Source organism: Nocardioides sp. CPCC 206348 (genome assembly GCF_048654705.1).
Classification (GTDB): Bacteria; Actinomycetota; Actinomycetes; order Propionibacteriales; family Nocardioidaceae; genus Nocardioides.
On record NZ_JBMCZA010000127.1, the window covers coordinates 1 to 10,441 of the forward strand.

Consider the following 10,441-nt stretch of genomic DNA (forward strand, 5'->3'; position numbering starts at 1 on the left):
GGCGCAGCCGGATCACAGACCAGGGCCGAAACCGTGCCAGAACCCGTGAACGCGGTCTCCTCGATCTGTACATCAGACAGCGTCACCGTTCCGGTGTTGGTCGCGACGAAGGTGTACGTCATGGTGTCGCCGACCACGAGGTCATCACGATCGGCCGTCTTCACCAGGTCGATGCCCGCAGCGCCCTCGGTGGGCGTCACCGTGGGGCTCTCCGGCGACTCCACGACCGGACCCGACGGCGGAGTACCCGTCGCGGTCGCGACGTTCTCCACGGTCCCGGCGTCCACGTCAGCCTGGGTGATCACGTACGGCGCGTCGGCCTCACAGGTGACCTTCTCGCCCGGAGCAAGTGTCGACGGCTCACACGTGATGGTGATGTCCAGGCCCGCCAGCAGCGGGTCATCGATCGCCACCTGGGTCAGCGTCACGTTGCCCGTGTTCTCCACATCGAAGACGAAGTTGATCTCGTCACCGACATCGGTCAAGCCGTTGCCGTCGACATCGTCGACAGATGCCACACGCTTGAGGAGCTTGATCGACGGCCGCGGGTTCGCGGTGTTGGTCAGGGTGCAGGTGATGTCCGCACCGGCGACCGGCTTGATGCTGACGGAACCGGCGAAGCCGACGCCCGTCGGCAGCCCCGTCTGCCGCCCGGTCGAGTCCACGCAGGTGATCGACTTGTCATAAGCCCCGAGGTTCGTGCCCGCCGATGCGGTCTCGGTGAGGAAGTACGTCGTGTCGACGTCTGCGACGTAGGTGCCCGTCGTGCCGGTACCTGCGGCGACCGTCGCCCCGGTGCCCTGTGTCGTGGACGCCGTCGTGTTGTTCACGACTGGTCCACCAGCGGAACCGCTGTGGATCTGGACCGTGAACTGGTCGGCATCCCTGATCCGGGAGCCGCCGAGTGCCTTGACCATCTTGATCCGCGGCGCGCGCACCTCCAGCGGGGTGTTCTCGGGCGGCAACAGGTTGGTCGTGACGTTCGCAGGGCCGTTGACGTAGGTGCCTTCGAGGTCAGAGGTGACATTCACCGTGACCGTGCAGGAAGCCTGGTTCAGCGCCAGGTCACCACCGGTGACCGCGATCGAGGTCGCCCCTGCGTTCGCGGTCCGCACCAGCGGGGCGCCCGTCGTCGAGGTGCACGTGCCGCCGACGTTCGGGGTTGCCGCGACCTTGAGGCCTGCCGGCAGGTTGTCGGTGAAGGACCAGTCGGCCTTAGCCATCAGCTCGCTGGTGTTGGTCACGGTGAAGGTGAGGGTCGAGACCCCGCCCGGCGCGATCAACGGAGGGCTGAAGGACTTGTCGAGGCTGGGTGTGACGTCCACGATCTGCGGAAGGTCGAAGGACACGTCGTTGCCGTTGCCGTTGGCCCGCGCGTTGTACAGATGCAGGCCCAGGGTCGGGGTACCCGTCGTCGGCACCTGAATGGCCGCCGACTGCAGCTTCACCACCCGGGTGCCGTTCGGATAGGCGGTCCCCGGTTCATAGATCGTCCCACCCGGGGCGGTGCACGGATCCAGACCGCTGCTCAGCACCGTCGGAGTGCCGTTGATGACCAGCGAGAACGTCATGCTGGCGTGGTTGGAGAAGCAGTTGACCTCGGCGAAGTACGCCGACACGGCGTAGTAGTGACCGGCGGTGGCCGGGATGCCGGACTTGGTCTTGAGCTCGTAACCCGCCGCGATCACACCCGTCGCGGCATTGGTGTACTCGGTGAGCACCTGGTTGGTGGCGGCCTGTGCGGCCGTCTGTCCCTGCGCGAGGCCGAGGTAGGTGGCCATCTGCCGGAGCTGGTTCCAGCCATCGGGCTGGTTGTTCGCACAACCTGCGTCCTGGGCGGCGGTCGGCTGCGGGGTCAGGGAGTTCATCACCCAGCCGTTGCACTGGGCACCGGCCGGCGTGTACTGCCGGTCGGCGTCGTAGGTCATTGCGTTGGCGCCGGTGTAGTTCAGGATGTTGATCCCGGTCGCCGACGCGTTCTGCTGGGAGAACGTCTCGGTGAAGATGGGCGTGCCGGGCTCCGTGACCCCGGCCGCGGACAGGGCAAGTTCATCGTTGATCGGTGCCATTGCCTTCGGGGCCACGCGGATCACTGCGGTCAGCAGCAGCAGGATCGCCGCAGCGACTCCGACGACGACCGCATGGCGTCGCAGGACTTTGGCCACGTTGGTGCGGGCACTCCGCGCAGCGTGCTTGGACATCGAAACAACTCCCCATCTCGGAAAAGACCGGCATCGCCACGCAATGCACTCGGGGGGGAGACCGTGCAGGAGGGGCAACCCTTACGCACTCGAGGAAAACAAGATGGTGACGTGCGCCACACGCGAGCATCTCCTGCGGAAACTGAAAAATGGTGGCGGCCAGCGCGTCATCGATTCGCTGTGCGCGATGTCTCCTCCGCGAAGGCATCGGACCACGGTCCGGCTCGGCGGGAACGGGCGCTGCCGGCATCAGAAGCCAACGAGAGCGAGTGAGCCATGACCGACATCCCAAACGTCCCCGAAGGGTGGATGGCGCGAATGGAGCAGATGATCGTCGACGACGACGTCGCCTCCTTGAGCGGACCGTGGATCGTGCTGTGCATCGACATGCACAACCAGTTCGTGACCCACTCGGGGCCGTTCCCGGACGGCCTGAGCGCCCTGCTGGCGGCCGACCGGGACCGCCGTGAACAGGAGAAGCTGGACGAACCCGACCACTTCGTCTTCGACATCGCCCGGCTGGCAGCCCCGAACGCGGTCGGGTCCGTCGCCGGCTCAGCACCGCCCGGACCGGAGCCGTTGAGCCGATAGCGCACACCGACTGCCGACGCGCTGCCCGTCCGCGTCGAACACGAGAGGCAGACCGTGCCAGAAGAAGGAGACCTGTCGGCTGCAGGGGCCGACCGAATCCACGACGTGGTCGTCGAGGACGACCTGGCAGCGATCGACGCCGCGTGGATCGTGATCTGCACCGACCCCGCCACGGGCTTCACCAGCTATGCCGGTCCGTACGTCGGCGTACGTGCCCTCGCCGCAGCCGATTGGGAGCAGCGCGTTCAAGACGATTGGGAATTCGAGGAGCGTCTCAAGTTCCGCGTTGCGCGGCTCGCCAGTCCCCGGCCATTCGGATCGGTCGACCCAGGCGGACGGTAGCGGTCAGGCTCCGAGCGGCTGCTGACCCACGAACCAGACCGCGATCTGGGACCGCGAACCGAACCCGAGCTTGCGCAGGATGCTCTGGACGTGACCCTGCGCAGTTCGCTCCGAGAGGAACAAGCGCTCCGCGATGTCGCGGTTCGTGAGCCCTTCAGCGATCAGTGCAGCGACCTCGGTCTCCCGCCGACTCAAGGGCCCCGCTCGTCGCTGGGGAGCTGGCTTCCGAGGCAGCACGGGGTCCGCACTCAAGCCGACCGCGATGACGTCGTACGGCGCCATCGCGAGTCCGCGGGCGAAGGCGTCATCGAAGAACTCGTGACCAGTCTGCGCCCGCACCTGAGCCTCACCCAGTGATCGGAACTCACTGATGCCAGGCGTCAACTCCACCGGCATGCTCATCATCCTCCAGAACAGGTCGGCCCCACCCAGCAACGGGACAGCCCGATCGAAGTCGAAGGAGATTGCCGCGAGCCAGGCCAGCGCCTCCAGTGCCAACGCCGTCGCCAACTGGTCACCCAGCGACGATGACCTTGCCAGCGCCTCCTGTTCCAGGTCCGTCGCCTCGACCACGTCTCCCGACATGAGCGCCGCCAGGCCGAGGGCCCATCTGGCGTAGGCACCGATGTAGGTCTCGCCAAGAGAATCGGTGACCTCCAGACAGGACCTGCACACGACCCCGGCCTGCTCGTAGTTGCCCGCGAACACATGGGCGATGGCCGTGTTCAGGCGCGCCTCCAGCACGCCCGGGAGATGGTCGGCGCTGGCATAGGCCTCAGCACTCTGGACCAACAGGTCGACACCGGAGTCGAAGTCCTGTTCCCACGTCGCGACCACACCCGCGGCAAACAGGTAACTGGCTCGCGACATGTCATCGGCATCATCGACCTGCTCCTCCGCATCCCGCACCCGATCGCGCGCGTAGGTCAGGTCGAGTTGCAGCGCACCGAACCAAGCACAGAGCCGGAGTGCTTCGAGCTTGTCCTGGCGTGCCCCGTCCGTCCGTACGATCGCGCGCTCAATCCATCGACGGGCTTCACCCAGCAGACCTCCGCAGATCCACAACGGCTCCAGGCCGCGACACATCCGAAGCGCCACGCCGGCCGACGTCTCGCTCTCCAGTGCGTGCTCCAGAGCAGCGCGCAGGTTCGGATGCTCCGTACGCAGTCGGTCCATCCAGACCAGCTGGTCCGGTCCGACCCACTCGCGGTCGAGCCGTTCCACCAGGTCCGCGTACCAGGCCAGGTGACGGTCACGCCAGTGGGCGGCGCCCTCCAATTCAGCCAGCCGTTCGGCACCGAACTGACGAACGGGCTCCAGCAGGAGGAACCGGGAGCCCGTCTCTCCCACCCGTCCCACGATCGACATGTCCACCAGCGCCGAGAGCAGGTCCAGCACGTCAGCGGCATCGATGCCGGAGCCGGAGCACACCTCCTCTGCGGCGCTCATCTCGAAGCCACCGGTGAAGACCGACAACCGACTCCACAGTTCGCGTTCTTCGGGTGCGCAGAGGTCGTAGCTCCAGCCGACCGACGCAGCGAGCGACCGCTGCCTGGCGGGAACATCGCGCAGGTCCGTCTCGAGCACAGCGAAGTGATCCGCGATGCGGGCGAGCAGCGTGTCCGCCGACAGGACCCGGACTCGCGCCGCTGCGAGCTCGATGGCCAACGGGAGACCGTCGAGGCGGGCAACCAACGCACCAACGGCGGCGACGTTCTCGGCGTTCAGACGAAAGGACGCCATCGCCTCAGTAGCACGCTGCACGTACAACGCGATCGCATCGAAACGGACCGAACCCTCGAGATCGACAGCGGAGCCGACGTCCGGCACCGACAGCGGTGGAACCTGGTAGACGATCTCCCGGGTGATCCCCAGAGGTTGTCGGCTGGTGGCCAGCACCATGAGGTCGGGGCACGCCGCCAGCAGATCGGTGACCAACTCGGCGACCGCCGCGACCAGGTGTTCACAGTTGTCGAGAACCAGCAATCCGGGGCGATCGACGAGGAAGCCAGTCAGGACCGACCCGTCCCACGCACCCGCAGGGATCTGGAGGTCGAGCGCTCCAGCGACGACCTCGCCCAGGAGCTCAGGCTCAGCGGCGTTCGCGAGCTCGACCACCCAGACTCTCGCCCGCTCGTCATCCGTCGCCTCGGCGATCACCCGACGCGCGATCCTGGTCTTCCCAGCGCCCCCGATCCCGGTGAGCATGACGACCCTGCCGGGCGTCAGCAGTCGGCGAACATCCGCGACCTCGACGGAACGCCCAACCATCCCGTCATGGCCACCCAACGATGCACCCACAATCGACACCCTAGGGGCCTTCGCGTCTGGCCGAGGGTCAGATTGCCAGACCGATGACCAGCACGGCGACCAGCGCGGCGCTGCCGAGCGCGATGCCACCGACCGATATCAGCGGGAGCAGCAGCAGCGCGCAGAGTGCGGCGCTGGAGTCCTCCACGGCATCGAAGGTGTTGATCCGCGAGGTGTCCGGCCTGCCGTGACCGTCGGTCACGATCGAGTCCGGCCGACCAATAGCGCACCGGCGATGAGGAGGAGGGCCCCGGCGAGCACGGGCCAAGGGGTCAGGTTCGAACCCGTTTCAGGCAGGTCCCCGTCCGCTCCGATCGGCACCACCGCAGAGTCGTGCGAGGAGGACGCCGGCGACTCGTCAACCGTGGACGCCTCGACCGAACTCGTCGCCACCTCCGTCGGACCGGAGGACGTGTCCGTCGGACCGGTCGACGTGTCCGTCGGTGTTGTCGTCTCATCGACCGGGTCTCCCTCCCCGTCGCCGCCCGCCTCGGTTCGTTCGAGCTCCGAGGTCACGGTGGCGGGATCCTGTCCGCTGAGAGCGACCGTTCCGTCGTTGTGGTACTCGGCGAGATCCGGGTCGGTGACGTCGCTGTCGAGCGCGACGTTCATGTACCACCCGGCCGGGAGCTCCCAGGTCGCCGTCAACGACGTCGGCGTGCACACGATGTGCCCCGGGTCCGGGTAGGTCGCGGTGAGGTCGGCGATGACCGTCCCGTCGTTTGCTCGGCTGTCCCCCACCGTCACCACGACGGTGGCGCAGTCGATGGACAGACCCGGACGGGGCGTGTCGGTGATCGTGACCGTCGTGCCATCGATCGGCGTCTGCGGGGACAGCAGCACCGAATGCGACCGACGCTGGTCAGCCGGATCGGACCACCAGATCCACTTCGTGGCCACGGCGGGCGGGGGCTCGCAACCGGTCTGGCAAGGGTTGGAACCGGTCAGCGGGACAGTGGAGACACCGCCGCTGACGTCGAACTCGAGATCGACCGCTTCGCCCTCGTTGACGGTCTTCACGTACTGCGTGCTGAACCGACAGGTGCCGTTGACGTTGAGCGGGTGGGTCGAAACGTAGTCCGTCAGGGTGAACGTGACCACCCATGGCGGCCCGCCTGCGACGACCGCATTCGCGACCGGCGTGACCCCGTCCGGCGCGAGAAGTGCAAAGGTCGTCGGGCCCATCCAGCGAAGTGCGTCGGGCAGCGTGAGCGTGAAGGTGTCCCCAGGCCGCGAATGGTCCGGCACCTGCCAACGGCAGATGAAGTCCACACGGTCCCATTGGGCCACGCTGGTTGCCGTCGTGGACACCTCGATCGTCGCGGGCACCTCGGCCGCCGTGGCGTTCTCGGAGCGACCGCTCGTGACGACCAACCCGATCGCCAGCACGATCAGCGCGAGGACTCCGATGACGGTCCGAACGGCGACGGACGCCCTCTTGATTTCAGTTCCCACGCTGGAAAGACACGTGGAACGGCGCTCGCTTACGCACAAGCCGACGTGACCCCCGTCACGTGTGGCCGACGACAAACAGGTAATTCGGCGCATGTGCCCGCGGGTCCGTCCCGGTCACGCTGGTCAGGCACCTGATCCGACAACGAAACAGAGCACCACAGTGATCCGATTCCTTCCCACGCCGCTTGATTCTCGGGATCACACCACCACCGATGCCGACCTTCTCGGCCAGGTCCGCAACGGTGACATCCGGGCCTACGCCGACCTGTACGACAGGCACCGCAACGCCGCCCTCCGGGTGGCGATCGCGACCTCCGGGCCGTCGAGCGCCGAGGACCTGGTCGCGGAGGTCTTCACGCGGACCCTCCACCTGCTCATCAGGGGATCGGGCCCTGACCGGGCATTCCGCGCCTACCTCTTCACTGCGATCCGGAACCTCAACGTCAACGCCAGCAGCAAGGAACGCCGTTCCTTGCCCGTCGACGACCTCACGGCGTTCGACCACACTCCGCGTGGCGGCGCGCAGCACGATTCGCCCGCGCACGACCTGGCAACGGAGGCGTTGCGTGCGCTTCCGGCCCGCTGGCGGGAGGTCCTCTGGATGACCACGGTCGAGGGGCGTTCGCTCGACGAGGTCGCAACCCTCCTTGGCTCCAACCCGAACGCGGTCGCCCAACTGGCCTTCCGGGCTCGCGCAGCCCTCCGCCGGACCTACCTAGAGAATGCCCAGAGACTGGGACATGAACTCTGCTGCGCGGCGTAGAGCGCGGAACCAGGTCCTCGGCCTCGGCCTCGGCGATGCCGCCCCTAGAGGTCGATCGTATTGATGCCCGGCGCGGCGTCGACCCTGGTGAACTCGACGAACTCGGCGTCGTCGTCGATGTGGACGTTGTGGCCGGGGCGCAGGTAGTAGGCCTGCCCCGACGAGAGCGTCTCGGACTCACCGTCGGTGTAACGCACGGTCGCGCGTCCGGCCAGGACGTAGCCGAAGTGCGGCTCCTGGCACGCACCGTCGGGCAGGTCGGCGAACATCTCGGCGGTGTCGAGGCCGGAGTTCCAGCGCTCGAGGGCGACGACCATGCCGCCGGCCTCGGCACGGTGCTGGCGCCCCAGGCCCTCGATGTCGACAGCGATCCCGGTGTTCTCGCGGGTGAAGGTGGACATGGCATTCTCCTCGGGTCGGGGACCGCGATTTCGGTCCGTTTCGGGACCGTAGGCCTTGAACTCGAATGCAAGGTCAAGCCTTGACCCGACACCCGAGTGCAGGGTTTACCGTGAGGGATGCGGATCTCAGAACTCGCAGAACGGGTCGGGGTGCCCACCTCGACGGTTCGCTACTACGAGCGGGTCGGGCTCGTGGGAGTCCCCGGCCGGACCGGGTCCGGCTACCGCGACTACGACGACGACTCGGCCACCCGGCTGCTGTTCGTCCATCGAGCCCGCGGCATGGGCTTCAGCTGCCAGCAGATCGCCGAGCTGCTTCCCGCGTGGGGTGGCGTGAACTGCGCCGCCGCCCACGAACGCGTGGGCAGGCTCCTGGACGAGAAGCAGACCGAGATCAGTCAGCGCATCGACGAGCTGCGCCTGTTCGCAGAGCAGTTGGACGACGTACGACGCGCGCTCGACGCGTCACCACCTGCCGACGAGTGCCGGACGGACCTCTCGTGTTGCATCCCCGGGGGCGACGTCCAGGTCGTGCCGCTCGAGCTCGTGACGAACAGCCTCAAGCACCCGCGGCGCTGACTCGACGTCAGTTGATGATCTCGCCGCGTTCGTCGTCACGGATCGCCGCCAGGCGATCGCGCCAGGTCTGGAGGGCCTCGGGAGTCAGGCGCGTCCAGTCGTCCACTTCCCCGACGACCCTGAGCGGCTCCGTACTCCGGTAGGAGCGGGTGGGGTTGCCGGGGAACTTCTTGTCCGTCACGTTCGGGTCGTTCTCGAAGGCTCCGGTCGGCTCGACGACGTAGACCCGGGGCGGAGCCTCGCCCGGCGCGAGCTCTGCCGCGAGGCCGGCGCCGTCCACGAGCGCGGTGAAGTAGATGTGGTTCATCACCACCTCGGGCCGGTAGTTCGACCGGAACCCCGCGGTGAGCAGGTCACCCTCCCGGAGATCGGCCTTCGTCCCGTGGAAGAACGGCCCTTCGTCCAGCGCCTCGCTCACCGCCCCAGCCTAGTGCCGCCTCAGACGGCCTCGAGGACGAAGAAGAGGAAGCACATGAACGACTGGCCCTCCTCCAGGCCGGGAGGAAGCAGTTCCGCAGGAGTGTCCGGCGCAGGAGGCGGCTCGCTGACGGTCACGATCCGGAAACCCGCTTCAGCAAAGGCGTTCGTCATGGCGTGCAGTGGCCGGTGCCAGAAGGTCAGCCACGTCACCTGCCCGTCGAACGTGTAGTCCTCGGAGTACCTGGTCACCGCGAAGTAGTCGGCCTCCGGATACACGATCGCGTAGGCGGCAGGGTGGTTCACCGAGACCATGAGGCGACCGCCCGGCTTCAGCACCCGGCGCAGTTCCGAGAGCGGGCCGGACCAGTCCTCCAGGTAGTGCAGGACGAGGGACGCGACGACGTCGTCGAACGCGGCGTCGGCGAACGGCAACGGCGCGCCCAGGTCCGCGACGTGCAGGTCGGCGTCCTCACCCAGCCTCTCGCGCGCAAGATCCACCATGGCGGCGCTCGCGTCGAACCCGGTGACGTCCGCGCCCCGGTCCCGCAGGGCTGCCGTCAACGGCCCGGAACCACACCCCGCGTCGAGGATCCGGCGACCTGAGACATCGCCGGCGAGCCCGAGCATCGCCGGCCGCTCGTAGAACGCGTTGAAGATGTTGGACTCGTTCTCCGCCGAATAGGCGTGCGCGAAGTCGTCGTAGTCGGTGGCCTGCATGCCTCGTTCTTACCGAGGCCGCACAAGTCAGATGGTCACGACGATCTTGCCGCGCGCGTGCTCGACCTCCAGATGGCGGATCGCCGCCGCGGCGTCGACGAGCGGGTAGGACCGGTCGATCACCACGCGGACTTCCTTGCGCTCCACCATGGCGACGAGGTCGGCGAGGCGTTCCCCGTCCGGCTTGGCCATCGGGATCTTGACGCGCAGGCCGAGGAGCCGTCCGAAGAGGCCGCCCCTGGCCATCAGGCCGACCGGACCGAGGACCGTGCCCTCCCCCGGGTTGCCGCCGCCGGACAGCACGAGGATGCCGCCGGGGGCGACGACGCGGCGCAGGTCGCGCAACCGCCGGTTCCCCACCAGGTCGACCACGACGTCGTACTTCTCGCCGATGCGAGCGAAGTCCTCACTCCGGTAGTCGATGACCGTCGCCGCGCCGAGCGACAGCACGAGGTCCCGGTTGCGGGCGCTGCAGACGCCGTCGACGGTGGCACCCCGCGCACCGGCCAGCTGGACGGCGAACGTGCCGACCCCACCCGACGCGCCGATCACCAGCACGCGGTGCCCGGACGCGACCTGTCCCGCCGTGAGCAGGAGGTCGGCGGTGGTCGCCGCCAGCGGCAGCGCGGCGGCGTCCTCGAAGGACACCGTCGCGGGCTTCC

General features: G+C 67.7%; 12 protein-coding genes. 4 read left to right on the plus strand and 8 right to left on the minus strand.

Features of this window, described 5'->3' with window-relative positions; genetic code table 11:
* Positions 1–2,201: DUF7507 domain-containing protein (locus ACOADB_RS07380; RefSeq protein WP_378597319.1), on the minus strand; the 2,201-nt coding region annotated here is incomplete at its 3' end.
* Positions 2,202–2,477: 276 nt separating this feature from the next.
* Between ACOADB_RS07380 and ACOADB_RS07385 the strand changes: the two genes are divergently transcribed.
* Together ACOADB_RS07385 and ACOADB_RS07390 are read left to right on the plus strand one after the other, a co-directional pair.
* Complete coding sequence (locus tag ACOADB_RS07385; protein WP_378597320.1) at positions 2,478–2,792, plus strand: hypothetical protein; 315 nt, start codon at positions 2,478–2,480, stop codon at positions 2,790–2,792.
* 105 nt (positions 2,793–2,897) lie between these two features.
* The gene (locus ACOADB_RS07390; RefSeq protein ID WP_378597321.1) at positions 2,898–3,134 is read left to right on the plus strand and encodes a hypothetical protein; all 237 of its coding nucleotides are present in this window, start codon (positions 2,898–2,900) and stop codon (positions 3,132–3,134) included.
* A gap of 3 nt (positions 3,135–3,137) precedes the next feature.
* Here ACOADB_RS07390 and ACOADB_RS07395 read toward each other — a convergent pair whose 3' ends face one another.
* The 3 genes from ACOADB_RS07395 to ACOADB_RS07405 all read right to left on the minus strand — a co-directional run bounded on the left by ACOADB_RS07395 (position 3,138) and on the right by ACOADB_RS07405 (position 6,899).
* The gene (locus tag ACOADB_RS07395; RefSeq protein WP_378597322.1) at positions 3,138–5,342 is read right to left on the minus strand and encodes an ATP-binding protein; all 2,205 of its coding nucleotides are present in this window, start codon (positions 5,340–5,342) and stop codon (positions 3,138–3,140) included.
* Positions 5,343–5,472: 130 nt separating this feature from the next.
* Complete coding sequence (locus ACOADB_RS07400) at positions 5,473–5,646, minus strand: hypothetical protein (protein ID WP_378597323.1); 174 nt, start codon at positions 5,644–5,646, stop codon at positions 5,473–5,475.
* Positions 5,643–6,899: an Ig-like domain-containing protein gene (locus ACOADB_RS07405; protein WP_378597324.1), complete on the minus strand. Its 1,257-nt coding sequence runs from the start codon at positions 6,897–6,899 to the stop codon at positions 5,643–5,645. Before ACOADB_RS07405 ends, ACOADB_RS07400 begins: the two co-directional genes overlap by 4 nt.
* Before the next feature lie 160 nt (positions 6,900–7,059).
* Between ACOADB_RS07405 and ACOADB_RS07410 the strand changes: the two genes are divergently transcribed.
* Positions 7,060–7,662, plus strand: coding sequence for an RNA polymerase sigma factor (locus ACOADB_RS07410; protein WP_378597325.1), 603 nt, complete (start codon positions 7,060–7,062; stop codon positions 7,660–7,662).
* 44 nt (positions 7,663–7,706) lie between these two features.
* Here ACOADB_RS07410 and ACOADB_RS07415 read toward each other — a convergent pair whose 3' ends face one another.
* Positions 7,707–8,063, minus strand: a complete 357-nt coding sequence (locus tag ACOADB_RS07415) for a hypothetical protein (protein WP_378597326.1) — start codon at positions 8,061–8,063, stop codon at positions 7,707–7,709.
* Between the two features lie 117 nt (positions 8,064–8,180).
* On the opposite strand from ACOADB_RS07415, the gene ACOADB_RS07420 reads away from it, so the two are divergent.
* Positions 8,181–8,642 carry a MerR family transcriptional regulator gene (locus ACOADB_RS07420; protein WP_378597327.1) on the plus strand — a complete coding sequence of 154 codons (462 nt, stop codon included), beginning with the start codon at positions 8,181–8,183 and terminating at the stop codon, positions 8,640–8,642.
* A gap of 7 nt (positions 8,643–8,649) precedes the next feature.
* On the opposite strand, the gene arr is transcribed toward ACOADB_RS07420, so the two are convergent.
* From arr to ACOADB_RS07435, 3 genes are all read right to left on the minus strand, one after another.
* Positions 8,650–9,060, minus strand: coding sequence for an NAD(+)--rifampin ADP-ribosyltransferase (gene arr / locus ACOADB_RS07425; RefSeq protein ID WP_378597328.1), 411 nt, complete (start codon positions 9,058–9,060; stop codon positions 8,650–8,652).
* Positions 9,061–9,080: 20 nt separating this feature from the next.
* Positions 9,081–9,779, minus strand: coding sequence for a class I SAM-dependent methyltransferase (locus tag ACOADB_RS07430; RefSeq protein ID WP_378597329.1), 699 nt, complete (start codon positions 9,777–9,779; stop codon positions 9,081–9,083).
* Between the two features lie 27 nt (positions 9,780–9,806).
* Positions 9,807–10,441 (minus strand): NAD(P)-dependent alcohol dehydrogenase (locus tag ACOADB_RS07435; protein WP_378597330.1); only part of this gene is annotated, 635 nt, incomplete at its 5' end.

Excerpts from the sequence above, each read along its gene's own strand:
- ACOADB_RS07385 (WP_378597320.1), top strand. The coding sequence starts at position 2,478 with ATGACCGACATCCCAAACGTCCCCGAAGGGTGGATGGCGCGAATGGAG.
- ACOADB_RS07395 (WP_378597322.1), bottom strand. The coding sequence starts at position 5,342 with ATGCTCACCGGGATCGGGGGCGCTGGGAAGACCAGGATCGCGCGTCGG.
- ACOADB_RS07415 (WP_378597326.1), bottom strand. The coding sequence starts at position 8,063 with ATGTCCACCTTCACCCGCGAGAACACCGGGATCGCTGTCGACATCGAG.
- ACOADB_RS07420 (WP_378597327.1), top strand. The coding sequence starts at position 8,181 with ATGCGGATCTCAGAACTCGCAGAACGGGTCGGGGTGCCCACCTCGACG.
- ACOADB_RS07430 (WP_378597329.1), bottom strand. The coding sequence starts at position 9,779 with ATGCAGGCCACCGACTACGACGACTTCGCGCACGCCTATTCGGCGGAG.